This is a genomic window from Haloarcula sp. CGMCC 1.2071 (assembly GCF_037078445.1).
Taxonomy (GTDB): domain Archaea; phylum Halobacteriota; class Halobacteria; order Halobacteriales; family Haloarculaceae; genus Haloarcula; species Haloarcula amylolytica.
The window spans coordinates 474,417-497,683 of sequence record NZ_JAYMGY010000001.1; the positions used below are offsets into that span (position 1 = coordinate 474,417).

Genomic DNA, 23,267 nt, shown 5'->3' on the forward strand with positions numbered 1-23,267 from the left:
CAATGACAGGGAACGACCCATTTGCCAACGCACTGTCGGCGCTTAACAACGCCGAGAGCGTCGGGCACTTAGAGCAGACAGTATCGCCCGCTTCGAACGAGATCGGCAGCGTCCTCGAGGTCTTCTACGACCGCGGGTACATCGACGGATTCAGTTTCGTCGACGACGGCAAAGCCGGCGAGTTCGAAGTCGAACTGAAAGGAGCCATCAACGAGTGTGGCCCGGTCAAGCCCCGCTACTCTGCGGGCGCTGACGAGTTCGAGAAGTGGGAGAAGCGGTTCCTCCCCGCCCGTGACTACGGGACCCTCGTCGTCACGACCAGCCACGGCATCATGAGCCACTACGAGGCTCGTGAGCAGGGCGTCGGTGGCCAAGTCATCGCGTACGTATACTAACAATGCCACGAGTAGAACTGGAGATTCCGGAGGACGTGGACGCCGAGCAGGACCACCTTGACATCACCGTCGAGGGGGACAACGGCAGCGTCACGCGTCGGCTCTGGTACCCTGACATCGACGTGTCCGTCGACGGCGACACGGTCGTCATCGAATCCGATGAGGACAACGCCAAGACGATGTCGACGATCGGTACCTTCCAGAGCCACATCGAGAACATGTTCCACGGCGTGACCGAGGGCTGGGAGTACGGTATGGAAGTCTTTTACTCTCACTTCCCGATGCAGGTCGACGTCGAGGGTGACGAAGTCGTCATCGAGAACTTCCTGGGCGAGAAGGCCCCCCGCCGCACGACGATCCACGGCGACACGGACGTCAAAATCGACGGCGAGGAGCTGACCATCAGCGGTCCCGACATCGAAGCCGTCGGCCAGACCGCCGCTGACATCGAGCAGCTCACGCGCATCAACGACAAGGACGTGCGCGTGTTCCAGGACGGGGTGTACATCACCCGAAAACCGAACCGAGGTGACGCCTGATGGCGGATAACGAAGAAGACGTCGAAGCAGAGGAAGAGTACACCGAACTGACTGACATCAGCGGCGTCGGTCCGTCCAAGGCGGAGTCGCTCCGCGAGGCCGGCTTCGAATCGGTCGAAGACGTTCGCGGTGCCGACCAGTCCGCGCTCGCCGATGTCAGCGGTATCGGGAACGCGCTGGCGGCCCGAATCAAGGCCGACATCGGCGGACTCGAAGTCGAGTCCGAGACCGAAGCCGAAGTCGAAGAGGAAGGCGTCGAGGAAGCGCCCGACGAGGACGTGGAGACGGAACTCCAGGCCCGCGGGCTCGCCGACAAGACGCCGGACCTCTCCGACGAGGACGCGCGCCTGCTGACCCAGCGACACCGGGTCGGCAAGCCGCAGTTCAACCGTCAGGACCACCACAAGAAAAAGCGCGTCTCGACCTCGTGGCGCAAGCCCCGCGGCCAGCTCTCGAAGCAGCGCCGCGGCATCAAGGGCAAGGGCGACACGGTCGAGGCGGGCTTCCGCTCGCCGACCGCGGTTCGCGGCAAGCACCCGTCCGGCTTCGAGGAGGTCCGCGTGCACAACGTGGACGACCTCGAAGGCGTCGACGGCGACACCGAGGCCGTCCGTATCGCCTCGAAGGTCGGCGCTCGCAAGCGCGAGCGAATCGAGGAGGAAGCCGAGGACGCGGGCATCCGCGTGCTCAACCCCACCTACGTCGAAGTCGAGGTGAGTGAGTGATGACTGATCTCTCCGCACAGAAGCGACTCGCGGCTGACGTCCTCGACGTCGGGAAGAACCGCGTCTGGTTCGACCCCGAGCGACAGGGCGACATCGCCGACGCGATCACCCGCGAGGACGTTCGCGAACTGGTCGATGAGGGCGCCGTTCAGGCGAAAGACAAGAAAGGCAACTCCCGTGGACGCGCCCGGGAGCGCCAGAAGAAGCGTGCGTACGGCCACCAGAAGGGAGCCGGTTCCCGGAAGGGCAAGGCAGGCGCACGGCAGAACTCCAAGGAGGACTGGGAGTCACGCATCCGCGCACAGCGGACGAAGCTGCGCGAACTGCGTGACGAGGGAACGCTTTCGAGTTCGCAGTACCGCGACCTGTACGACAAGGCCGGCGGTGGCGAGTTCGACAGCGTTGCCGATCTCGAACGTTACATCGACGCAAACCACGGTGACGCATAATGGCGACAGGACCACGATACAAAGTACCGATGCGGCGACGCCGCGAGGCCAGAACCGATTACCATCAGCGGTTGCGCCTGTTGAAATCCGGTAAGCCACGTCTCGTTGCTCGAAAGAGCAATAAACACGTCAGGGCGCAGCTGGTGACGCTTGGCCCCAACGGCGACGACACTCTCGCGTCCGCTCACTCGAGCGACCTCGCCGAGTACGGCTGGGAGGCCCCGACGGGCAACATGCCCTCGGCCTACCTCACCGGTCTGCTCGCCGGGCTTCGCGCGCAGGAAGCGGGCATCGAGGAGGCAGTGCTCGACATCGGACTCAACAGCCCGACCCCCGGAAGCAAAGTATTCGCAATACAGGAAGGCGCAATCGACGCCGGCCTGGACATTCCGCACAACGACGACGTACTCGCCGACTGGCAGCGCACGCGCGGTGCCCACATCGCCGAGTACGACGAGCAGCTCGAGGAGCCGCTGTACAGCGGCGACTTCGACGCTGCAGACCTCCCGGAGCACTTCGACGAGCTCCGAGAGACCCTACTGGACGGTGACATCGAACTATGAGTGCTAACAACGGATGGGAGCCACGGACACGCCTCGGCAAGCAGGTCGTCGAGGGCGAAATCGACTCCATGCAGGAGGCGCTGAACTCCGGACTCCCGCTGAAAGAATCGGAAGTCGTCGACCAGCTCGTTCCCGACCTGGAAGACGAAGTGCTGGACATCAACATGGTCCAGCGGATGACAGACTCCGGCCGCCGCGTGAAGTTCCGCTGCGTGGTCGCCGTTGGCAACCGCGACGGCCTCATCGGCTACGCCGAAGGGCGTGACGACCAGGTCGGCGGTGCCATCCAGAAAGCCATCGACATCGCGAAGCTGAACATCATCGACGTCTCCCGCGGCTGCGGGTCCTGGGAGTGTGGCTGTGGCCGTCCGCACACGGTCGCGCTGCGCACCGAGGGCAAGGCCGGGAGCGTCGAAGTCGAGCTGCAGCCGGCCCCGCGCGGGCTGGGCCTCGCGGGCGGAGAGACCGTCCGCAAGGTGCTCGAACTCGCCGGTATCGAGGACATCTGGACACGCAGTAGCGGGAACACGCGCACCACGGTCAACTTCGCAAAGGCGACGTTCAACGCCCTGCAGAACACGGCCGAGGCACGCGTCCCCGAACGAACCTTCGAGAAGCGAGAGGTGATCGAGTGATGCACGCGCTCGTCCAGCTCCGTGGCGAAGTCAACATGCACAGCGACATCCAGGACACCCTAGAGATGCTCAACATCCACCATGTGAACCACTGCACGCTCGTCCCCGAGACGGACGCCTACCGCGGCATGGTGACGAAGGTCAACGACTTCGTCGCCTTCGGTGAGCCGAGCCAGGAGACGCTGGAGACAGTCCTGGCGACGCGCGCCGAGCCGCTCGAGGGCGACGCCGACGTGGACGACGAGTGGGTCGCCGAGCACACGGACTACGACGACATCTCCGGGCTCGCGTTCGCGCTCCTCTCCGAGGAGACGACGCTACGCGAGCAGGGACTGTCCCCGACACTCCGTCTGCACCCGCCCCGCGGCGGTCACGACGGCGTCAAACACCCCGTCAAGGAGGGCGGGCAGCTCGGGAAACACGACACCGAGGGTATCGACGACCTCCTGGAGGCGATGCGATAATGACGAGCAAAAAGAAACGACAGCGCGGCTCGCGCACGCACGGCGGCGGCTCGCACAAGAACCGACGTGGTGCCGGCCACCGCGGTGGTCGCGGTGCCGCAGGCCGTGACAAACACGAGTTCCACAACCACGAACCGCTCGGCAAGAGCGGCTTCAAGCGCCCGCAGAAGGTGCAGGAAGAGGCCGCCACTATCGACGTTCGCGAGATCGACGAGAACGTCACGCTGCTGGCCGCCGACGACGTCGCCGAAGTCGAAGACGGTGGCTTCCGCGTCGATGTCCGTGATGTGGTCGAAGACGCCGACGACGCCGATTACGTGAAGGTACTCGGTGCCGGCCAGGTTCGCCACGAACTCACGCTCATCGCCGACGACTTCTCCGAGGGCGCTCGCGAGAAGGTCGAAGCCGCAGGCGGGAGCGTCGAACTGACCGACCTCGGCCAGGAGCGCCAGGCCGAGGCCGAGACAGACGAAGACGCGGACGCGGACGAGGAATAACGAACGATGAGCTGGAAGGACACCGCCGAACCACTGCTTGTCCGGATGCCCGCAGTCCAGCGGCCGGACGGACACGTTCCGTTCAAGCGCAAGCTCACCTGGACAGGAGGCGTGCTCCTGCTGTATTTCTTCCTGACGAACGTGAAGCTGTTCGGGCTGGACATCGACGCCAGTCAACAGGTGTTCGGGCGCTTCTCCTCGATTCTGGCCTCTGGCCAGGGGAGCATCATGCAGCTGGGTATCGGTCCGATTGTCACGGCGTCCATCGTGTTACAGCTCCTCGGTGGGGCGGACCTGCTCGGGCTGAACACCCAAGACGACCCGCGGGACCAGATCCTGTATCAGGGGCTCCAGAAGTTGCTGGTGCTCGTGATGATCTGTCTGACCGGGCTGCCGATGGTGTTTGCGGGCAACTTCCTGCCGGCGGATACGGCAGTCTCGAACTCGCTGGGTATCGGCACGGCCGGTGTCCAGTGGCTCATCTTCGGCCAGATGTTCGTCGGCGGTGTCCTCATCCTGTTCATGGACGAGGTCATCTCCAAATGGGGCGTCGGCTCCGGTATCGGCCTGTTCATTGTCGCCGGCGTGAGCCAGCGACTCATCGGTGGCATCCTGACGACACCGTTTATCGGCAACAACGAAGGGATCATCTACACCTGGTATCTGTTCATCACCGGCGAGCGCGGCACCGGGCCAGTGCTGGCTGCTGATGGCCTCCAGACCGTGTTGCTGCAGGGCGAACTGCTGGGACTGTTCACGACGGTCCTCATCTTCGCAGTGGTCGTCTATGCCGAATCGGTCCGCGTGGAGATCCCGCTGTCGAACGCCCGCGTGAAAGGAGCCCGTGGCCGCTTCCCGGTCAAGCTCATCTACGCGAGCGTCCTGCCGATGATCCTCGTCCGGGCGCTACAGGCGAACATCCAGTTCCTGGGCCGTATCCTGAACGCCCAACTGGGCTCGATGCCGTCGTTCCTCGGCACGTACGCCAACGGCCAGCCGACCGGCGGCCTGTTCTACTTCCTCGCTCCCGTCCAGAGCCGTGGCGACTGGATGTGGTGGCTGGAAGGGACTGCTCAGCCGGTCTGGCAGATCCTGACCCGTGTCGGGATTGACCTGTTCGTGATGATCGTCGGCGGCGGCATCTTCGCCGTCTTCTGGGTCGAAACCACTGACATGGGTCCGGAAGCAACGGCCAAGCAGATCCACAACTCCGGGATGCAGATCCCCGGCTTCCGACAGAACGTCGGCGTCATCGAGAAGGTCCTCGAGCGGTATATCCCGCAAGTGACTGTCATCGGCGGCGCCTTGGTTGGGTTGCTCGCCGTGATGGCCAACATGCTGGGTACCATCGGCGGCGTCTCCGGTACCGGGCTGCTACTGACGGTCTCCATTACGTACAAGCTGTACGAGGAGATCGCCGAAGAGCAGCTCATGGAGATGCATCCGATGATGCGCCAGATGTTTGGGTAGAACTGCGGAAGCTACCTTTCTTTATTTTATCAATACTGCTGAGCGGCTGCTCCGTTGTCAACCTTCCTTCGTTGAGGTTTGGTGCGAGTCATATTGCGACTACCCCGAACGCATGTGAGGGCAATGTTATTTTCACCGAACACGGCAAGAGCCCGTACTGGGTCGTAAGCAAACTGCTTTTTGACGGATTTGACGGCTACTCTGGAGAAATCGAGGTGTCTCTTGGGGAAGTACCTGGACGGTCAACCTAGAGATCAGAAAGGGGGCATCGCTCCACGCCCCGACGATCCTGTCGACGTAGATCGGCTTTATGAGTTCCGCATAGGGCTCTACGAGGAAGGCGAAAGCGAGCGGAAGGCGAACTACCTAATTCAGCCCCGGTTCACCGGGATACAGCACTACGAAACGGGCGACCGGATCAGCAGCCCGTTCGACCACGCGAGCAACGCAGAAGGCGTCAACGTCCACTTCAGTGGGACAAATTTTGAACCAAAGGAGTACTATTGCCGCAAGTGCTCAACGTTCTTGCGAACGAGGGAGAGATGCGCGTCAACTCCGACTACTTCGCTACGCAGCCCCACGAGATGAGCAATATCACGACCTTCGAGAGGTACGTTCGCCTCCGGCGGTCGATGAGTCCCAAAGTCGTCGGACAGTCGGGTATCATGCAACGGTTCCTCCACCTCTGCGCTACTAAGCAGGGGAGCCGGTTCGAGTACAAGGTCGACAACGAAGAGATCGTAGGCAAGAACCACCAGAAAGTTCTCCCCAAACAAGCCGCCAAGCGGCTAATCTCCGGCCACCAGTACGGTAAGCAGGTCATACACTACCATCCCAAGCACGTCCGAAAGAAGGACGAGACGGACCTACTCTTCCATCCCAAGATCGGCGTGCTGGTTAATAAGTCGTTGAATAACGATAATGCGGTCAAATGGGCACAGAAAGAGGAGTGCGGCGGGAGATTGAGGAGGCGTTCATCAACACTCTCTATGGGCTGATGTTCCGACAAAAGCGGATCCCACGCCGAGGGCAGCGAACATCCTCCGGTACAGCGAGGAAATCATCACGCTGATCGAGGATCAATGCAACATCCGGAATAAGGCCATCGTGGCGACCTGCTGGTCGTCCGGCGGTCGCCCCGAGACGGAACTCCACGAACTCACCCTCAAGGATGGAGAAATCAAGAACGGATTCGTTCGGCTCTCGATCCCTGAGAACACGAAAACCGGCAGCCGAGAAGTGAAGATGTACACCGGCGCGCCGTTCCTCGTCAAGTGAATCAAGAACCACCCAGGCCACGACATCGAGGGTGGCCTCCAACCGGACCTGCCGCTGTGGGCGAATATCCGACCAGGATACGTGGCCATCTACGACCGCATCTCGTACAACCAGTTCGCGAAGCCGCTCGACGATGTCGCCGACGCTCTCAGCATTCAGAAGATCTGACACCCCAGCACTGCCGACGGAACCGCGCAAGCAATCTCGCCGCGAAGACCTACATCAGCCAGGTCGGTCTCGAAGTCTGGTTCTACGCACACAATCCCTGACCGGTCATCGACCGAGAGGACTGGGACGAGTGCGAACTCCGAGTCGTGGAAAACACGAAGACGCTCCTCGACCTGCTCGATCGACATGACGTGACGGCGACGTTCTTCGTGTTGGGCTATGTCGCTGACAGAGCCCCTGATTTGATACGGGAAGTCGAAGCCCGGGGACACGAGATTGCAACCCACGGATACAACCACGAGGAGGTGACCAACCTGACGAGAGCGGAGTTCAGGTCCGATGTCGAACGGTCGATCGAGAGTATCGAAGCCGCTATCGACGGCGACGTGCACGGATACAGAGCATCGAGCTTTTCGATAACAGGGTGGGCACTCGACGTACTCCGGGAACTCGGGCTGACGTACGATTCGAGTTCCTCCCCCGTTCGTTGGTCATCCGCGGTACGGGAACATCGACCTACAGTGGGAACGTACCTTCGTCAGGCTGGACAACAGTCTGGTCGAGGCTCAGCTGCCGCTTCTCTGGATCGCTCGAAAACAGATCCCGTGGGCTGGCGGTGGATACTTCGGGTTCAGGCCGTACACGATTTACCAGCGCGGGATACAGCACATTCAGAAACGGCAGGATGTTATCTTCTACGTGCATCCCTGGGAACTCGATCCCGACCAGCCCTCACTGCCGGGGCTCTTGCCGCTCTGAAAGGTGCGACACTACCGGAACCTCGGTGTGTCAGTCCATCTGCTCGATCGGCTGTTGGGTGCATTCGAGTGGGAACCGATCGGGGCAAAGGTGAACAAACTGTAAACCCGCTACATTTAACCATTCGTCGTTGAAGGAACCAGTATGCCCCACCAGAACGTCGTCCTCGTGACTGTCGATTCGTTGCGACGAGACTCCGTTAGATTTCTCTCCGAATCCTCCCCTCAGACGCCTGCCATCGACGATAGAGCGGACGACGCGGCAATCGCGAGTACGACGACGACACCGAGTACGCACACCCGGGCCTCCGTGCCGGCGATCCTGAGTTCGCAGTACGCACACAACTTCTTCAACCACTTCTTCGGCGACACCGAGATCCCACATCTCGGATCCATCCTCGGCGAGCACGGCTACGAAACCGCGGGGATCCACTCGAATCCACTGCTGTCCTCGTTTTTCGGGTACGACGAGGGGTTCGGCACGTTCTACGACAGCATGAACGAGGTGACGTTACCCTCGGAACGCCTCACGACCGTCTACTCGAAGATCAAACGGCTACTCAGACGCCATCCGTACGAACCGGCCGACGAGATTACGGATCGTGCCATAGAGTGGCTCGGAACCGCATCTGAGCCCTACTTCCTCTGGGTCCACTACATGGACCCACACGGTCCGTATCGGCTCGACCCCGGGCGGGGGTACCTTGACAAGTTCGCGTCAGAGCGCCTCTGGTACAAGGCGGTCCGATCTCCAGAAGCGGTGACAGACCGCGAGAACGATCGTCTCCGAGAGGGATATCGGAACGAGGTCGAATTCACCGACGCAGAGATTGGTCGGCTACTGTCGGCAGTCGGGAACGATACCGCCGTGGTCCTCACAGGCGATCACGGAGAGGAGTTCGGTGAGCATGGGGGCTACTCCCACTCCAAGAAACTGTACGACGAACTCGTACAGGTCCCGTTCGTGCTCGATCTCCCGACCGTGACGGAACCCGTCGACGGGCCGTACTCGTCGCTGGACATCGTGCCGACGCTATGTTCGTATCTCGATATCGAAACCGACGTGGAGTTCGTCGGCGACGACCTGCTGGACGATACTCACGCCGATCGGAAGCATGTTCTCACGGAGACGAACACGGACGAAGCAGTGACGATCGGGGTGCGGTCGTCGACGCACAAACTCATCGCCAAAGGGGACGAACGAGAGTTTTACGACCTACGGGCGGATCCAGACGAACAGAGCGATCTCTCGGGGCGAGAGGGTGAGGCGTTCGACCGGTTCGAGTCGATACTCGCGCAATTCAGGGCCTCGACAGAGATCGGCTACTCCGGTGTCCTAGACGGATACGGTGATATCGACCCGCACACGGAGGACCGATTGCGGGACCTCGGATACATGGACTGACAACGATGCCCGGCGTCTCCGCGCTCGTCTGTACGTATGCGGGTGACGATGCCGACTACCTCGCGGAAGCCTTACAAAGTCTCCGAGCTCAGACACGCCCACCCGACGAAATCGTGATCGTCGAGGACGGTCCCGTGACACCTGCGATAGCCGAGACGATCGAGCACTTCCAGCGAACGTCCGAAATCCCAGTAAACCGGACGGCGCACGACGAGAACCGAGGACACGGCGCGGCGAGAGCGACCGCCGTCTCGACAGCGACCCACGAGTTGATCGCGATACAGGATGCCGACGACATCTCGGTCCCGGAACGGATCGAGAGGTCGCTCTTGAAGCTTACCGAGACGGGTGCGGATCTCGTCGGTGGCTACATCGAGGAGTTCGAGTCAGATATCGGGGAGCCACACGCAGTTCGAACGGTGCCCTGTGAACAGCACGCGATCGAACAAATGGCCCCACTCCGCAATCCGATCAACCACACGACGGTCCTCGCGCGGAGAGATGCGATACTGGCCGCCGGAAGCTACCGCGCCGTCGGACAGATGGAGGACTACGAACTTTGGGCACGGATGCTCACCAGGAACGATACGCTGGTGAACGTTCCCGTGGTACTGGCGAAGGTGCGTGCTGGAGAAGCGATGTACCATCGCCGAGGGGGTCTCGAACACATGAAAGAGGAGGCACGACTACAGCGCCACTTCGCCGAGATCGGGTTCGTCTCGCGGCCCAGAGCAGCGGTAAACTTCGTCGTTCGATCGGTTCCAAAGCTCGTTCCGAGCCGGCTCCGGGGCTGGCTGTATCGGACCTTCTTTCGAGAGTAAGAGCGGAATCCATCCACGGCGAGTGAGCACGGAACCGATGGCTTCTAAACGAGTCTGACCGTACGTCCCAGCCATGCAGTCCGGTTCGCGGAACCACTGGCGCTGGATAGCGATCCTGCTCGTCATGTACGGGATTGTGCTCTTTCGTGGACTGGACTACGTCCAGACCGGGCTCGCGTCGGTCGGACTCCTCATCGCTATCGACTCAGTTGCCAGACGGACTGGCGTCAATCCAACCGTCCCACTGGCGGCATTCGGCGTTTTCGCTGCACTCATTCACCTGAACGCCGTCGGACAGTTCTTACCGGGGCTCCCGGACGCGGATACGTATCACGGACTAAGCCGGTACATTGCCCAGCAGCTCGCAGCGGGGACCATACCGTCCCCACCACACATCCGTCTGCGGGTGAACGCGTTCGTCTACGTCGTCGGTGCGATCTACTTCGTGATTGGCGAGAACCGACTGCTGATCGGATTGCTGAGTGCCGGCTGCTGGTCGGTGTCGATCCTGTACTGGATGCGGATCGCGAAATTGGTCGCACCAGACCGAATGGCGGCGACCAAGCGGCAATTCGCCACCGCCGTCGGCGTCCTCATGATGGGGGTCCCGGCCACCGTCAACCTGATGCGAGATGTCCTGCGGGAGCCCGTCGCGATGCTCTCGCTCACCCTCTGTTGCTGGTTGCTGCTCAAATGGACACGCAGACGGAAACACCGGCATCTCGTATACGCACCGCTCACTCTCCTCCCTGCCGCGCTCGTTCGACCGGAAGTGTTCGCGGTCGTCCTCGTCGCTGCGAGCTGTACGGTCGCTTTTGTCGTCGCAGAACGGAACGGGCAAACGATACCTGCGCTGACGACGCTCGCGCTCACTGGTGCGGTTCTTTTCACCTACGTCACGTCGATGTTCAATTTCCTGGCACTCGAGTGGTTGAATGGGTATCGCCAACACGGACTCTACAGCTACCGAAACGGCGAAGCGTACATCGACCCGAAAGCGTATCTGCTGGAGATGGAGTACGAGACGTGGTTTGACGTGATCCTGTTTCTCCCGATTCGTGCGTTCTATTTCTTGTTGACGCCGTTCCCATGGAAGCCGGAAAACTACAGCGCGTTCGTCTCGACGGTGGACGGAACCTATCAATTGCTGCTCGTACCACTAGCACTCTTCGGTGGGGCGTACGTGGTCCGTGAGTGGGATTGGGAACACGTCATCCTGTTCGGCGGTATCGCCGCCCTGACAATCGCGGGGTATGCGACGATCGTTAGCGCCGGCGGAACTGCCACCAGGCGACGGATCTTTGCGACACCCGTCATCGCACTGTTTGCGGCGTATTTCCTGAGTCGCAGCCTCCGTGTCGCGCTCGAAGTCCCTGACTGGCTACGGTCTGTGACCGATGTCGAGCCGGAGGCTCGTATGGATGCCGAGGGGACGTATGTGCGGATCTGGCAACGATCGCGTGTCGGTCGGACGATCGGCCGATACTTCAGCTGGCTAGGCCGGCAGTGGGCACCCGCTCTGGCGGCAGCCAGAACACATGAAATAGCCCGGCGGATCAGGGTCGGCGTTCGCCAGTCCCGGGTCCTGTCGATTGGTCGGCCGACACGCCTGTGGTCGGCGTGGGCCGGGTCCAATCTGAGACGACAGTATGTCCAGCCAGCGGTGGCCTCGTCGACAAGCGTCACTATGACAGCTTCGGTCAGGCAGACCACCGTCGAGAAGCTACCACAGTGGAGTCGGAGTCGTGACGTGCACCAGATACGCGTCGACCTTCGGGATGCCACAGTCGTACGGGCCCTCGAGCAGTTGCTCGGATTGCCCGATTCGATACGGACGGCGTCGACGCCCACACTCGCCAGACGGGCGAAGCGGTACGCAAATCGATCACCGATAACAGCAGCGCTCGTTTCAGCGGCGGCGATCACCGGCCTGAATCTCGTCTGGATGCTCGTCACCAACCAACCGATGACCGTGATCGCCGGACGGGGTGCGCTCCTCTGTCTGTTCTCCGTTGCAGCAGCCGGGTCCGCCGACGAGGCCGTCCAACATATTTAAGAATAGTGGAGAGCTTCACCTACTCATGCCACAGACCGACGCGGATGTGGAGTCTACGCTGAGGGAGATACTGAACGATATTCTTCGTATAAAGGACGGTGCCGAGGAGATCGAGGAGTTAGACGCACAGCTCTCTTTGACAGACGATCTCGGACTAGAATCGATCGAGCTCGCGGAGATGACGGTCCGTATCGAAGACGAGTACGGTGTCGATGTCTTCGAGGACGAAGTCGTGGACGAAATCGGGACCGTCGTCGAAAAGATCCGGCAGCGATGACCCTGTTTTGGGCGACAATCGAGGACGGGGGAGACCGAACGTATCGACAGTTGGTGACAGAGGTCAACGATCGAACAGTCCTTCCATCCGTCGTGTACAGCGACGATCCCTGGGACGTGTTCACCGCCCTCGTCAAGAGCATCGTCGTCGATCGCTCCGTGACCGTGTTGGATCCCGCCCTCTCAGCGCAGACGATCGAGGAACTCGGCTTCGAAGACGAACTCACTGAACAAGAATCGGTCGAGGAGACGGACTTCGACTCACCGGCGGCCCTCATCGATACGGTCTTCGAACGACAGTCTTGGGAGGTGACGCTCTACACGTCGGGCACCACGGGCACACCGAAGCCCGTGACACAGAGTCTCGGTGATCTGACCAGGAACGTCCGTCGGGAACCACGGACGCGCGACGCCACGTGGGCCTTCGCGTACAACCCGACGCACATCGCCGGTCTGCAAGTGTTCTTTCAGGCGTTCGGGAATCTGAACCCGATGGTGTATATCTTCGAGTCGTCACCGATAGCGATCGCGGACGCGCTGTCCGAGTACGGCGTCACGCATCTCTCTGCGACGCCGACGTTCTACCGGCTGAAAGTATTGCAGTCTGACAGTACTTTTCCGGCCGTCGAACGGATCACGACTGGGGGAGAAAAGTTCCAGTCGGATCTGGTGGCAAAGATCGAACGACAATTCCCGAATGCCGAACTGAGAAACATATACGCGCTCACCGAGGCAGGAACCATCCTCGAATCCGACGGTGCAACGTTCGAGATCGGTGACGACGACCGGGTCGACGTGTCCGACGACGGAGAACTTCTGATCCACGAATCGCTCATCGGCCGGACCCCAGAAGTCACGGACGACGAGTGGTACCAGACCGGAGACCTCGTCGAGACGGTCGAACCGGGGCGGATCGAGTTCGTTGGCCGCGACGACGACCTCGTCAACATCGGTGGATACGAGGTCAATACCGCCACTGTCGAGGCGGCGATTCGTGGTCTGGACGAGGTCGTCGATGTCGTCGTTAGCACGCGGAGTAACAGCGTGACTGGAACGATGTTGGTCGCAGACGTGGAACTCACATCGAAAGTCGACGCATCAGAACGGTCGGCGGAGATCAAATCGACGCTCCAAGAACGTCTGCCATCGCACGAGGTCCCGCGACTAATCAGTGTTGTTGAGAATATTGATACGTCCCGGACCGGAAAGAAGCAACGAGAATGAGTGCAATCGTCGTCACGGGCGACTCTCGTGGACTGGGGGCTGCGGTCGTGGCCGACCTTTTGGAGTCCACCGAACACGACGTGATCGGCCTCAGTCGCTCGGAGACGGAACAGGTCGATACGCTGAGTGCCGACTATCCAAACCGGTACCATCACCTCACGTTCGATCTCGTCGAGACCCCCGAGATAGAAGCGCTGTACAAGGACGAACTGAAGCCTCGCGGACCGATCGAAGGGCTCGTGAACAACGCCGCGATAGGCTATGACGATCTCGTGACGAACGTCGATATTGGGCGACTGGAGCAGATGATGTACGTCAACGTCCTGTCGCCGATCGTGTTGACGAAATACGTACTGCGAGATATGCTACTCAACCGGACCGACGGCGCGCTCGTCCACGTCTCGTCTGTGAGTACGGCAACCGGATACAAGGGACTCAGTATGTACGCGGCGAGTAAGGCAGCGCTCGAAGGCTTCTCCCGCAACGTCGCCAGAGAGTGGGGCGAACGGGGCATCCGATCGAACGCCGTCGTCCCGGGATTTATGGAGACCGATATGACGGCCGATCTCTCAGAGCGCCAGCGTGATCGAATCTACGAGCGGACCGGCCTGGGCGAGCCGACAGATATCGGCAGTGTCGTCGATACTGTCCGCTTCCTGCTGTCGGACCACGCACGCTCTATCACCGGTGAGACCGTCCGAATCGACAGCGGCACTTTGTAGGTAAACCCCAGAAGGGTGGTTTCCACGCTCCCCCCCGCTATCAGCGGGGGAGCCCGATAGCGACGAACAGACCGACAGCGACCCCACTTTCGTGGTCGTGAGAGAGCGAAATCGAGGTCGCGGTACTGTCCGAGTCGACCCCGTGTGTCGACAGGACTTCGCGCCACCGCGTCGCTGGCGTTCCACTGAGTGAGAGGGACGGTCGCCCCTCGGAACGAGTTACTTCGATCGACTGAAGTTTTGAGGATAGCTCGGGGTCACCGATCCCTTTCAGAAACGCTTCCTTGACTGCCCATCGTCCGGCGTAGTGCTGTGGCGGATACTGCTTGCGGTCACAGTACGTCTGTTCCGCTCGCGAGAACGCGTACGATTTGAACTGCTTGGGGTAACGGTCAAGCAGTCGTTCAAGCGCGTCGATGGCGATAGTGTCGACACCTGACAACAGCATCGGCTGAGCCACACTCAGAACGCCTCGTTTTCGATCTGTGCCAGATGCCAGTTGTCACACTCGGCTAGTCCGGAAAACGCGGACGACTCGTCACGGACGATAAACGGTGATCGGGGTGGCTCTGGCAACCGGTCGCCGACTGCGTCTGGCAATGCTTCACGCAGCGTCTCGACGACGCCGAAGTCGACAAACCCCTGTCGGCGGACCAATGTCGACGACAGGCTCGGAGGGACCTCGATGACCGCGGCGTCGATATGATCGGCGACGACACAACGGAGCAGGTGACGAAACACTGCTGGCTGTTCAGTGGGTCGAGCAGGCAGATAGTCACAGATCGACACACGCCGACCGCCGACCTGCTTTCCCGTGACGATGCAGCCAACGATGTCGTCCCCCTCACGCGCGTAGTACGCTGTATACTGATGCCCGGGCTTGGCGAGTCGCCAGTCGTAGTACGCCCCGTTGCGGGTGATATGATTCGCCGCCGGTCGGTGGTCGGCGTACACGGAAGCCAGTGTCGACCCTGCGGGGTCGGACACAACAGAGACGGAGAGATCAGTCGAATCCGCGAGGAGCCCAGAGAGAGTGTCGAGACCACGGAACCCCAGTCGCAACAATGGGGCGAGACGGGATGCCGACCCAGCCAGAGACTCGCGCCCAGCGTAGTCGAGCAGTGTCCCCGGATCGTGGACGCGCCAGACTCGCGACGAATCGCAGACGAGGTCCCAGTCCAGCAGTCGGGTGTAGATCCGAGTGGTGTCGCTCTGGGGATACCCCACCTGGAGGTCGGCGACGGTGCCGTATCTGTCAGCCCCGGACTGGAGCAACTCGATAAACGTCCCGCCGTCGCGATACTCGGGGTCGACCATCGCGTCGGCTGGCTGCAGCAGCGAAACAGATCGGCCGTCGACGTGACCGTCGTACCGGATGTACCCCAGCGCGCCGACGAGTGAGTCGTCGGCTTCCGCCACGAGGAGTCGTGGTCGCTCGGAGAGTGACTGCTGACCGTATTTCCACTCGAACCACGCGTCGTCGACCGTCGACGAGAAGATATCCCGGTGGAGCGAGAGGAACGCAGACCGGTCAGAAGGATCATATTCTCGGACGGAGACCAAAGACATCGACACAGATATTCGCGAGACAGGGTATAAAAACCTTCGTTCCGAACGTTCGTCGCCCCCCAGCGAACCGGTACATTCAACCATCGTCTTTGCTATGATACAGTACGGATGTGCAGCGACAGGGGCTATCGGACCTTCGTGTCTCGATGGCACACCCAGCGATGTCTGACGGCGCCGTTCTCTGGAGACTGATACATGACAGACACACCAGCACTGTACGGGGGAACCCCCGTTCGTGACCAGCCGATGGGTTACGGGAGTCAAACGATTGAGCAGCGAGACAAGGACGCAGTTCTGGATGGGCTAGACGGGAACTATATCTCTCGTGGCCCCACTGTCGAAGCGTTCGAGGAGGCGATGGCCGACTACATTGGTGTCGACCACGCTGTCGCGACGACATCGGGGACGACTGCACTACAACTCGTCGGTGCCGCGATGGATATTGGCCCGGGCGATGAGATCGTGACCACACCTTTGACCTTCGTGGCCAGTACATATCCGGCCTGCCACCAGGGTGCGAAACCGGTGTTTGCCGACATCGACCCGGAGACGCGAACGCTTGACCCGGCAGCCGTTCGGGACGCAATCACGCCGGAGACGGTAGCACTGCTCCCCATGCACTACGGGGGCCATCCCTGTGACATCGAAGAGTTGCTCGCAATCGCCGACGAGCACGACCTCCAAGTCATCTGGGACTGCTGTCACGCGCTTGGCACGGAGTACGAGGGCGAGCAGATCGGCGCACAGCGGGACGTTGCGACGTTCAGCTTCCATCCGGTCAAAAACATCACCACGGGCGAAGGCGGGATGGTCGTCACCGATGACGACGACCTCGCGGCCGAACTTGAAAGACTGCGTTCGTTCGACATGAACTACGATGTTCCCGGCCACGAGGACGAACCCTGGTATCAGATAAGTGAAGGACTGGGATACAACTTCAACATCACGGACTTCCAAGCGGCACTCGGGTACGAACAACTCGACCGGATCGAGGAGTTCAAGCGCCGACGCCAGGAGATCACCGCCCGATACGACCAGGCGTTCACGGACATTCCAGGCCTTGAGACGCCGGTCGTCGACGACGGCGTCGACCCGATGTTCCACCTGTACGCCGCCGAAATCACCGCGAAGTTCGGGTGTTCACGGAAAGAGTTCGTCAACGCGATGCACGCCGAGGACATCTACGTGCAGGTCCACTACGTCCCGCTCCACTACCACACGTACTTCCAGTCGGAGTACGGGTACGAACGTGGCCAGTACCCGAACACTGAGACGGTATACGACAGGCTCGTCTCACTGCCACTGTATCCCGCGATGGACGATGAAGATGTCGAGGATGTCGTCCGAGCCGTCAAGCGACTCCACGACTACCACACAGACTCAGTACGAGCGGAGTAGGCCTTCTGGAGTTTCGGCGTCACTTTCGTCCGCCTGACGGATCTCGACATCGACGTAATAGGTCTCGCCGTCGACTTCGAGGTGCGCGTTATCGAACGGCGGAAAGGTAAGTGCACGGAGAATATCCAGAAGCTCCTTGGCTTCGTACGTCGCCTCTGGGTCGATTTCACAGAGTGATCGAAAATCATTGATACTGTGATAGCTACTGGCCGCCGCGGACTGTGGTGTCGCCTCAACGGTTCCGTTGGCGATTTTCGGCCAAACCTCGGTGAACAACTCGAACTGGACGCGCTCCATTCGTCGATACAGCGTCTTTCCGGTGTCGGTGAAGTCTGTCTCGACCATCCGCTGGGCGATAATCTCGCCGGTGTCGAACTCCGCGTCCATGTAGTGAAGTGTTACCCCGGCAGGCGTGTTCTCAACGAGGGGCCACACGTTCCCGCTCTTTCCGCGGTTGTGTGGGAGATAGCCCGGGTGCATATTGATACAGCCTTCAGAGGGAATCGAAAGGATCGAATCCGGCACGAGATGATCATAACCGACTGAGACGACCAGATCTGGTTGCAGTTTTTCGACGAGTTCTAGCTGCTCTTTCGTCGTGACCAGCGACAACACCGACACGTTCGGTCGGTCACAGAGCCACTCGTATATCCGCATACCGACATCGTTGATGCCGAGAAAGACCACGTCCATACAGCACAATCCAGTGACTGTGGTTAATCAGTAACGGTTCGCCACTACCTGTCGAACGGTACGTATATTCTCTTGGCAGTGTTTGTTGTCAGTATGACTGTCCTCTGTGTCGTCGCACATCCTGACGACGAAGTGCTGGGGGTCGGTGGAACGCTCGCACGCCACGCCGCTGCTGGCGACCGAGTGGTCGTCTGTATCCTCTCCGACGGTGTCACGTCCAGGTACGATGCGGGCGAGCAAGTGGCCACCGACGAGATTGAACAACGCCGAAGTCGGGCCGAAGCGGCCTGCAATGAAATCGGTGTCGCCGAGGTCAGTGTTCATGGGTTTCCGGACAACCAATTCGATTCCATGCCGTTACTCGACATCGTCCAAGCGATCGAAACAGAAATCGAAGAGCACGACCCGACACATGTGTACACACACCACTACGGAGATCTTAACGTCGACCACGAGCTGGTGTGCCGGGCGACGGTGACGGCGACACGACCCCTGCCGGAGTCGTCGATTGAGAGCGTTCGAGCGTTCGAAACACTCTCTTCGAGTGAGTGGTCGGTCCCCTCGGTCGAGAATGGCTTTCAGCCCCAGATGTACATCGACGTGAGCGACCATTTGGAAGCAAAGCTCGAGGCACTCAGAACGTACGAGACAGAACTCCGTGACCCACCACATCCGAGATCGGTCGATATCATCCGACAAAACGCACAGGTCTGGGGGGCGAAAGCTGGAGTGCCAGCAGCAGAGCCGTTCGAAGTACTCCGCGCCGTACACCGGTAAGCACCGTCTCGGGGTACCGGTGATCTAAAGACCCCCGCTACCATGGGTTTTGATTACTGATGCGATCGGACACAATTTCGTTCGACGGCGGGACGATCGGTGATGGGGAGACGTTCATCATCGCAGAAGCGGGCTCGAACCACAACGGTGACCTCGAAACGGCAAAAAAGCTGGTCGATGCGGCAGCGGAAGCAGGTGCCGACGCTGTGAAATTCCAGACGTTTCGCGCGGAACGCCACTTCGTGGAAGACAGTGGGACGATTCCCCAGATGGAAGGCGATAAGTCGATCTATGAGACGTTGGCTGAGGTCGAGATGCCCTACGAGTGGATCCCGGAACTCCACGAACGGGCCGTTGAACAAGACATCCTGTTCATGTCCACGCCCTCCGACGAACAGTCGGCACACGAACTCGACCCTTACGTCCCGATGTTCAAGATCGAGTCGTTCAACCTCAGCAACTACCCATTCCTAGAGTCAGTTGCCGAGATCGGAAAGCCGATGATTCTGTCTGCCGGTGCCCACACGTACGAGGAGATCGAAGAAGCTGTCGAGTTCCTCGATTCGATCGACGGCCCCCCGACGGTGTTGCTTCACTGTGTCTCGGCGTACCCGACCGATCTGTCGGATATCAACGTCCGCGCGATCGAACGAATCCAGTCTGACTTCGGTCTGCTGTCCGGGCTCTCCGATCATACGACCGACCCGGTGACGGCACCGAGCGCTGCCGTTGCAGTCGGGGGGAGTGTCGTCGAGAAACACTTCACACTCGACAACGACATGCCGGGGCCGGACCACGATTACGCGCTGGAACCGGACGAGCTATCGGAGATGGTGACTGCGATCAGGAGAACTGAAATGGCTCTCGGAGATGGAGAGATTCGAGTCCTCGAAGAAGAACAGGGCGATATCGTCCGCCGGCACGTCCACGCAACGGTAACGATCGAGGCCGGCGAACAACTCACCGAAGACAACGTCGCCCTGCTCTCGTCGGGGATGAAGGATCCGGGTCTCGAACCGAAACACTACGAAGAAGTCATCGGTCGGACGGCAGCGCGAGACATCGACAAGGACGACGGCATCACCTGGGACGATCTCGAATAGTCACTCGATATACTGTCGGTGATCGTCAGTGCCAAACAGTGCGTCCAGTGCGATGACGTTACCATCTGGCCACGGACATTTCCAATCTTGAACCCGGATATCGAGGTCACGTGCTTCGAACGGTTCTTCGCGCAAGTAGGCGTTGTACGCGTTCGCCCCGCAAAAATAGGTGTCGCAGTCGAAGTGGTCGGTGAGTCGGGCATTATACACCGATGGCTCGCCTTTTTTGTATGGAACATCGAGCGTTGACGAGTGGTAGATCTCGATATCGATATCGAACGCCTCAAGCAATCGTTTCAGTAGCGGGACCGTGATCTCTGACAAGTGACTATCGTCGTCGATTCGGTCGTAGTATTCTCCGAGTATGTCCGTCGCCCCACCACCGTATTTCGCCTGAAGTGTGCCCGTGTGCTTGCTGATCCAGTCTTGGGACATATCAAGCGGTGCCTCGTTAATCCGCATCGTGTCGTCGCTTCGTTTGACCGGGATAGTCAACCATTTGGAGTTCTGAAAGTCGATCTTGGTCCTGTGTTGGCGAGAGCTGCGTGTAAACTCGGCATCGTCGAAGATGACGAAAACATCGCTCCTCGCCAACCGCGCGAAATAATGTAGTTTAGGGAGATATAATGGTTGCCAGACCGTCATCACACGACTCATCTTTATTGACGGAGCGGCTGGGATTCGAACCCAGGCATGCAGTGTTGCACTCCCAGTGTGAGTGGGCGCTCTTGCCGTACCGCAGTACTTTGGCGGAAACGCTTACTCTTCCCGCGGTTGCGAGCTACCGCCCCATCGTTGGATATGATTAAATCTGGTATATGCCTTTCGTTCTCCAAGCGGGGAAAGCCCGGTACGGCGCGTCGTCGTCACTTCACAACCGTTCGATGGTCGCCGTCGATCGACCCTCGGTAGCGTTTCGAGTGTCGAACACGAACTCGGAGTGTTCGACCACGAAATCGAAGTCGAACTGCGAGTGGTCCGTCGCGATGACGACACAATCGGCCGCCGAGAGGCGTTCGGCAGTCAGTGCAGTCGATTCGTAGGTGCCGTTGTTATGAACTTCGACAGTGTCGACGTACGGATCGTGGAACGAGATTGAAGCGTCGTGGGCCTCCAGTTCTTCTATGATGTCGAGTGCCGGTGAATTGCGGATATCGGCGACGTTCGGCTTGTACGTCACGCCGAGGACCATCACGTCGGCATCGGGAACGGGGACACCACGGTCGTTGAGACTCTCGATAATCCTGGTAACGACGTACGACGGCATCTCTCGGTTGGTGGTGTCCGCGAGGTCGATCAGCGGCGTCTTGAGCCCATCCTGTTTCGCTTTCCAGGAGATGTACATCGGATCGACGGGGATGCAGTGACCCCCCAGCCCCGGACCGGGATAGAACGGCATGAAGCCGTACGGCTTCGTTTCCGCCGCCTCGATGACGCGCCAGAAGTCGATATCGAAGTTGTCTGCCACCTTCGCGAGTTCGTTCACGAGCGCGATGTTGACGTTTCGGAACGTGTTTTCGAGGATCTTGGCCATCTCGGCTTCAGTCGATGAGTCGACCCGCTTGATCGTCTCGAACACCTCGCCGTAAAGCGCTTCGACGTGGTCGCCACACTGGGGTGTGACGCCACCGACGATCTTCGGAATCTCTGTCAACGAGTACGCGTCGTTACCGGGGTCGACACGTTCCGGCGAACTGGCCAGGAAGACGTCCTCACCGACGGTAAACCCCGCATCTTCGAAGACACCGCTGACGGCTCGCTCGGTCGCAGTCGGGTAGACCGTGCTCTCGATGATCACGGTCGTCTCCGGCTCGATGACCGCCGCGAGACTCTCGGTGGCAGAGACTATATAGGAGATGTCCGGTTGGCCCGACTTCTGTAACGGTGTCGGAACACAGACTGCCACGTGAGAAACCTCGGTGAGCCGATCGTACTTGGTCGTTGCTTCGAACCCGTTCGCCGTAAGCGACTGTACCGCAGTGTCCGGGATATCACTTATATATGAGCTGCCGTGGTTGAGAGCGGCCGTCCGCTCAGCGTCGACATCGACACCGAGAACGTCGAATCCAGCGTCGGTAAACGCGATAGCGAGTCGCAAACCAACTTCACCGAGTCCGACGACGCCGAGGGATTCGTTCGATCGCATCCTGAGTGGCACACAAACGCCACGTAGTTATATATGATCTGATTTTGCTCGCACCAGCAGTGGCGTGACGATCGGCAAGACGAAGCCTTTACCCCACGTTCGATAGAACCAACCGCAAGGACAACCATATGAGTGAGAGAATCCTCGTCACTGGTGCGACCGGGTTCGTCGGTCAACACCTCGTCCAACGGCTCGTCGAAGACGGCCACAAGGTGACCGCAGTCGACATCAAGCGCCATCCTCCGGCAGCGATCGAACACCTGGTGGGTGATCAAGTCGAGTACCATCACGGGAGTGTCATTCATGAGGACTTCGTCGAGAACGTGCTCTTTCCGACGCCCAACGCGTACGATCGAATCTTCCATCTGGCGGCAATCGTCGGGGTCGACCGGTATATCGAGCCGACCGACCCACTCTATCCGTTCGAGGTGAACTTCACGGGGACAAAGTACCTCCTTGACCAGATTCGAGGGTCGCGGACGCGGTTCGTCTACACGAGCACCAGCGAAGTGTACGGCAAAAACCCGAACATCCCGTGGTCGGAGGACGACGATCAGGTACTCGGTGCGCCCGGGAACTCCCGCTGGAGCTACGCGGTCTCGAAGAGCCTCTGTGAACACATGATCCAGCTGTTCAGCGAGGTCGATCTCGGCGTTTCGTCGACGATCGTTCGGCCGTTCAACCTCTACGGTCCGTACCAGCGGCCGAAGTTCGTGATTCCGAAGTTCATCGATATGGTGCTTGACGGTGATCGACCGACGGTCTACGGCGACGGCACTCAGAGCCGGTGCTTCACCTTCATCGACGACTTCGTCGAAGGGCTCGTACGGGCGTCGGAGACGACACGAGGAGAGAATGTGGTCTACAACCTCGGCGGAACCAAGCAGACCGAAATCGGCGAGCTGGCCGAACTCATTCTCGAACTGGCCGACGCCGACCAACGAGAGCCCCGGTACGTCACCCGAGAGGAAGCGACCGGAAGCGATTTCGACGATATCGAGACGAGGATCCCGGACATCTCCCAAGCGAAGTCAGAACTCGACTGGGAGCCGACGACGACGTTACGAGACGGCCTCGAGGAGACGATCGAGTGGATGCGGACCGCGAAGTTCGACTGAATCGACATCACCTCGCCG

The 23,267-nt window shown here is 60.0% G+C and carries 26 protein-coding genes, 1 tRNA gene and 2 pseudogenes; 23 read left to right on the top strand and 6 right to left on the bottom strand.

What is annotated here, in order from left to right:
- The first annotated feature begins 2 nt into the window (after positions 1-2).
- The 19 genes and pseudogenes from VI234_RS02470 to VI234_RS02555 all read left to right on the top strand — a co-directional run bounded on the left by VI234_RS02470 (position 3) and on the right by VI234_RS02555 (position 14,445).
- Positions 3-395: a 30S ribosomal protein S8 gene (locus VI234_RS02470; protein WP_004516956.1), complete on the top strand. Its 393-nt coding sequence runs from the start codon at positions 3-5 to the stop codon at positions 393-395.
- Positions 396-397: 2 nt separating this feature from the next.
- Positions 398-934 (top strand): 50S ribosomal protein L6, encoded by a 537-nt coding sequence (locus VI234_RS02475; protein WP_336329135.1) that lies wholly within the window; start codon positions 398-400, stop codon positions 932-934.
- Entirely contained in the window at positions 934-1,659 is a 726-nt protein-coding gene (locus tag VI234_RS02480; RefSeq protein WP_336329136.1) for a 50S ribosomal protein L32e, read from the top strand. The genes VI234_RS02475 and VI234_RS02480 overlap by 1 nt, the downstream gene beginning before the upstream one ends.
- On the top strand, positions 1,659-2,108 hold the full coding sequence (locus VI234_RS02485) for a 50S ribosomal protein L19e (RefSeq protein ID WP_008312924.1): 450 nt from the start codon (positions 1,659-1,661) through the stop codon (positions 2,106-2,108). Before VI234_RS02480 ends, VI234_RS02485 begins: the two co-directional genes overlap by 1 nt.
- Complete coding sequence (locus VI234_RS02490; RefSeq protein WP_023843357.1) at positions 2,108-2,671, top strand: 50S ribosomal protein L18; 564 nt, start codon at positions 2,108-2,110, stop codon at positions 2,669-2,671. Before VI234_RS02485 ends, VI234_RS02490 begins: the two co-directional genes overlap by 1 nt.
- Entirely contained in the window at positions 2,668-3,306 is a 639-nt protein-coding gene (locus VI234_RS02495; RefSeq protein ID WP_004957374.1) for a 30S ribosomal protein S5, read from the top strand. The genes VI234_RS02490 and VI234_RS02495 overlap by 4 nt, the downstream gene beginning before the upstream one ends.
- A complete protein-coding gene (gene rpmD, locus VI234_RS02500; protein ID WP_008312926.1) occupies positions 3,306-3,770 on the top strand; it encodes a 50S ribosomal protein L30 in 465 nt (154 codons plus the stop codon). The genes VI234_RS02495 and rpmD overlap by 1 nt, the downstream gene beginning before the upstream one ends.
- A complete protein-coding gene (locus tag VI234_RS02505; protein ID WP_008312927.1) occupies positions 3,770-4,267 on the top strand; it encodes an uL15m family ribosomal protein in 498 nt (165 codons plus the stop codon). Before rpmD ends, VI234_RS02505 begins: the two co-directional genes overlap by 1 nt.
- A gap of 6 nt (positions 4,268-4,273) precedes the next feature.
- Positions 4,274-5,737, top strand: coding sequence for a preprotein translocase subunit SecY (gene secY / locus VI234_RS02510; RefSeq protein WP_336329137.1), 1,464 nt, complete (start codon positions 4,274-4,276; stop codon positions 5,735-5,737).
- Between the two features lie 222 nt (positions 5,738-5,959).
- Positions 5,960-6,735 (top strand): annotated as a pseudogene (locus VI234_RS21245) (DUF7845 domain-containing protein).
- A gap of 109 nt (positions 6,736-6,844) precedes the next feature.
- Positions 6,845-7,015, top strand: a complete 171-nt coding sequence (locus VI234_RS02520; protein WP_336329139.1) for a hypothetical protein — start codon at positions 6,845-6,847, stop codon at positions 7,013-7,015.
- 359 nt (positions 7,016-7,374) lie between these two features.
- Positions 7,375-7,587 (top strand): annotated as a pseudogene (locus VI234_RS21250) (polysaccharide deacetylase family protein); the annotation flags it as partial.
- Between the two features lie 61 nt (positions 7,588-7,648).
- The gene (locus tag VI234_RS21255) at positions 7,649-7,942 is read left to right on the top strand and encodes a DUF3473 domain-containing protein (RefSeq protein ID WP_442905017.1); all 294 of its coding nucleotides are present in this window, start codon (positions 7,649-7,651) and stop codon (positions 7,940-7,942) included.
- 144 nt (positions 7,943-8,086) lie between these two features.
- Positions 8,087-9,346, top strand: coding sequence for a sulfatase (locus tag VI234_RS02530; RefSeq protein ID WP_336329141.1), 1,260 nt, complete (start codon positions 8,087-8,089; stop codon positions 9,344-9,346).
- Between the two features lie 5 nt (positions 9,347-9,351).
- The gene (locus VI234_RS02535) at positions 9,352-10,167 is read left to right on the top strand and encodes a glycosyltransferase (protein WP_336329142.1); all 816 of its coding nucleotides are present in this window, start codon (positions 9,352-9,354) and stop codon (positions 10,165-10,167) included.
- 73 nt (positions 10,168-10,240) lie between these two features.
- Positions 10,241-12,223, top strand: coding sequence for a hypothetical protein (locus tag VI234_RS02540; RefSeq protein ID WP_336329143.1), 1,983 nt, complete (start codon positions 10,241-10,243; stop codon positions 12,221-12,223).
- Between the two features lie 25 nt (positions 12,224-12,248).
- Positions 12,249-12,500 carry an acyl carrier protein gene (locus tag VI234_RS02545; protein ID WP_336329144.1) on the top strand — a complete coding sequence of 84 codons (252 nt, stop codon included), beginning with the start codon at positions 12,249-12,251 and terminating at the stop codon, positions 12,498-12,500.
- Positions 12,497-13,723, top strand: a complete 1,227-nt coding sequence (locus VI234_RS02550) for an AMP-binding protein (RefSeq protein WP_336329145.1) — start codon at positions 12,497-12,499, stop codon at positions 13,721-13,723. The genes VI234_RS02545 and VI234_RS02550 overlap by 4 nt, the downstream gene beginning before the upstream one ends.
- Positions 13,720-14,445 carry an SDR family NAD(P)-dependent oxidoreductase gene (locus VI234_RS02555; RefSeq protein ID WP_336329146.1) on the top strand — a complete coding sequence of 242 codons (726 nt, stop codon included), beginning with the start codon at positions 13,720-13,722 and terminating at the stop codon, positions 14,443-14,445. The genes VI234_RS02550 and VI234_RS02555 overlap by 4 nt, the downstream gene beginning before the upstream one ends.
- A 40-nt stretch (positions 14,446-14,485) precedes the next feature.
- On the opposite strand, the gene VI234_RS02560 is transcribed toward VI234_RS02555, so the two are convergent.
- Both VI234_RS02560 and VI234_RS02565 read right to left on the bottom strand, forming a co-directional pair.
- The gene (locus VI234_RS02560; RefSeq protein ID WP_336329147.1) at positions 14,486-14,905 is read right to left on the bottom strand and encodes a holo-ACP synthase; all 420 of its coding nucleotides are present in this window, start codon (positions 14,903-14,905) and stop codon (positions 14,486-14,488) included.
- 2 nt (positions 14,906-14,907) lie between these two features.
- Positions 14,908-16,014 (bottom strand): GNAT family N-acetyltransferase, encoded by a 1,107-nt coding sequence (locus VI234_RS02565; RefSeq protein ID WP_336329148.1) that lies wholly within the window; start codon positions 16,012-16,014, stop codon positions 14,908-14,910.
- Positions 16,015-16,209: 195 nt separating this feature from the next.
- Between VI234_RS02565 and VI234_RS02570 the strand changes: the two genes are divergently transcribed.
- Positions 16,210-17,412, top strand: a complete 1,203-nt coding sequence (locus VI234_RS02570; RefSeq protein ID WP_336329149.1) for a DegT/DnrJ/EryC1/StrS family aminotransferase — start codon at positions 16,210-16,212, stop codon at positions 17,410-17,412.
- Here VI234_RS02570 and VI234_RS02575 read toward each other — a convergent pair.
- A complete protein-coding gene (locus VI234_RS02575) occupies positions 17,395-18,105 on the bottom strand; it encodes a methionyl-tRNA formyltransferase (RefSeq protein ID WP_336329150.1) in 711 nt (236 codons plus the stop codon). The two genes, VI234_RS02570 and VI234_RS02575, sit on opposite strands and share 18 nt — an antisense overlap.
- A 93-nt stretch (positions 18,106-18,198) precedes the next feature.
- On the opposite strand from VI234_RS02575, the gene VI234_RS02580 reads away from it, so the two are divergent.
- Positions 18,199-18,882 (top strand): PIG-L deacetylase family protein, encoded by a 684-nt coding sequence (locus VI234_RS02580; protein WP_336329151.1) that lies wholly within the window; start codon positions 18,199-18,201, stop codon positions 18,880-18,882.
- 59 nt (positions 18,883-18,941) lie between these two features.
- The gene (locus tag VI234_RS02585) at positions 18,942-19,985 is read left to right on the top strand and encodes an N-acetylneuraminate synthase family protein (RefSeq protein WP_336329152.1); all 1,044 of its coding nucleotides are present in this window, start codon (positions 18,942-18,944) and stop codon (positions 19,983-19,985) included.
- On the opposite strand, the gene VI234_RS02590 is transcribed toward VI234_RS02585, so the two are convergent.
- The 3 genes from VI234_RS02590 to VI234_RS02600 form a co-directional block, all read right to left on the bottom strand.
- The gene (locus tag VI234_RS02590) at positions 19,986-20,642 is read right to left on the bottom strand and encodes a WbqC family protein (protein ID WP_336329153.1); all 657 of its coding nucleotides are present in this window, start codon (positions 20,640-20,642) and stop codon (positions 19,986-19,988) included.
- Between the two features lie 9 nt (positions 20,643-20,651).
- Positions 20,652-20,776: transfer RNA gene (locus tag VI234_RS02595), tRNA-Val, on the bottom strand.
- An 80-nt stretch (positions 20,777-20,856) separates the two neighbouring features.
- Positions 20,857-22,131, bottom strand: a complete 1,275-nt coding sequence (locus tag VI234_RS02600) for a nucleotide sugar dehydrogenase (RefSeq protein WP_336329154.1) — start codon at positions 22,129-22,131, stop codon at positions 20,857-20,859.
- Between the two features lie 128 nt (positions 22,132-22,259).
- On the opposite strand from VI234_RS02600, the gene VI234_RS02605 reads away from it, so the two are divergent.
- Positions 22,260-23,249, top strand: coding sequence for an NAD-dependent epimerase/dehydratase family protein (locus VI234_RS02605; RefSeq protein WP_336329155.1), 990 nt, complete (start codon positions 22,260-22,262; stop codon positions 23,247-23,249).
- Positions 23,250-23,267 lie beyond the last annotated feature (18 nt).

What these genes read in the sequence shown, in the direction of transcription:
- VI234_RS02505 (WP_008312927.1), top strand. Translation starts at nt 3,770, where the DNA reads ATGACGAGCAAAAAGAAACGACAGCGCGGCTCGCGCACGCACGGCGGC.
- secY (WP_336329137.1), top strand. Translation starts at nt 4,274, where the DNA reads ATGAGCTGGAAGGACACCGCCGAACCACTGCTTGTCCGGATGCCCGCA.
- VI234_RS02555 (WP_336329146.1), top strand. Translation starts at nt 13,720, where the DNA reads ATGAGTGCAATCGTCGTCACGGGCGACTCTCGTGGACTGGGGGCTGCG.
- VI234_RS02580 (WP_336329151.1), top strand. Translation starts at nt 18,199, where the DNA reads ATGACTGTCCTCTGTGTCGTCGCACATCCTGACGACGAAGTGCTGGGG.
- VI234_RS02590 (WP_336329153.1), bottom strand. Translation starts at nt 20,642, where the DNA reads ATGAGTCGTGTGATGACGGTCTGGCAACCATTATATCTCCCTAAACTA.
- VI234_RS02490 (WP_023843357.1), top strand. Translation starts at nt 2,108, where the DNA reads ATGGCGACAGGACCACGATACAAAGTACCGATGCGGCGACGCCGCGAG.
- VI234_RS02535 (WP_336329142.1), top strand. Translation starts at nt 9,352, where the DNA reads ATGCCCGGCGTCTCCGCGCTCGTCTGTACGTATGCGGGTGACGATGCC.
- VI234_RS02540 (WP_336329143.1), top strand. Translation starts at nt 10,241, where the DNA reads ATGCAGTCCGGTTCGCGGAACCACTGGCGCTGGATAGCGATCCTGCTC.
- VI234_RS02475 (WP_336329135.1), top strand. Translation starts at nt 398, where the DNA reads ATGCCACGAGTAGAACTGGAGATTCCGGAGGACGTGGACGCCGAGCAG.
- rpmD (WP_008312926.1), top strand. Translation starts at nt 3,306, where the DNA reads ATGCACGCGCTCGTCCAGCTCCGTGGCGAAGTCAACATGCACAGCGAC.
- VI234_RS02550 (WP_336329145.1), top strand. Translation starts at nt 12,497, where the DNA reads ATGACCCTGTTTTGGGCGACAATCGAGGACGGGGGAGACCGAACGTAT.
- VI234_RS02545 (WP_336329144.1), top strand. Translation starts at nt 12,249, where the DNA reads ATGCCACAGACCGACGCGGATGTGGAGTCTACGCTGAGGGAGATACTG.
- VI234_RS02605 (WP_336329155.1), top strand. Translation starts at nt 22,260, where the DNA reads ATGAGTGAGAGAATCCTCGTCACTGGTGCGACCGGGTTCGTCGGTCAA.
- VI234_RS02575 (WP_336329150.1), bottom strand. Translation starts at nt 18,105, where the DNA reads ATGGACGTGGTCTTTCTCGGCATCAACGATGTCGGTATGCGGATATAC.
- VI234_RS02485 (WP_008312924.1), top strand. Translation starts at nt 1,659, where the DNA reads ATGACTGATCTCTCCGCACAGAAGCGACTCGCGGCTGACGTCCTCGAC.
- VI234_RS02530 (WP_336329141.1), top strand. Translation starts at nt 8,087, where the DNA reads ATGCCCCACCAGAACGTCGTCCTCGTGACTGTCGATTCGTTGCGACGA.
- VI234_RS02470 (WP_004516956.1), top strand. Translation starts at nt 3, where the DNA reads ATGACAGGGAACGACCCATTTGCCAACGCACTGTCGGCGCTTAACAAC.
- VI234_RS02600 (WP_336329154.1), bottom strand. Translation starts at nt 22,131, where the DNA reads ATGCGATCGAACGAATCCCTCGGCGTCGTCGGACTCGGTGAAGTTGGT.
- VI234_RS02565 (WP_336329148.1), bottom strand. Translation starts at nt 16,014, where the DNA reads ATGTCTTTGGTCTCCGTCCGAGAATATGATCCTTCTGACCGGTCTGCG.
- VI234_RS02570 (WP_336329149.1), top strand. Translation starts at nt 16,210, where the DNA reads ATGACAGACACACCAGCACTGTACGGGGGAACCCCCGTTCGTGACCAG.
- VI234_RS02495 (WP_004957374.1), top strand. Translation starts at nt 2,668, where the DNA reads ATGAGTGCTAACAACGGATGGGAGCCACGGACACGCCTCGGCAAGCAG.
- VI234_RS02480 (WP_336329136.1), top strand. Translation starts at nt 934, where the DNA reads ATGGCGGATAACGAAGAAGACGTCGAAGCAGAGGAAGAGTACACCGAA.
- VI234_RS02585 (WP_336329152.1), top strand. Translation starts at nt 18,942, where the DNA reads ATGCGATCGGACACAATTTCGTTCGACGGCGGGACGATCGGTGATGGG.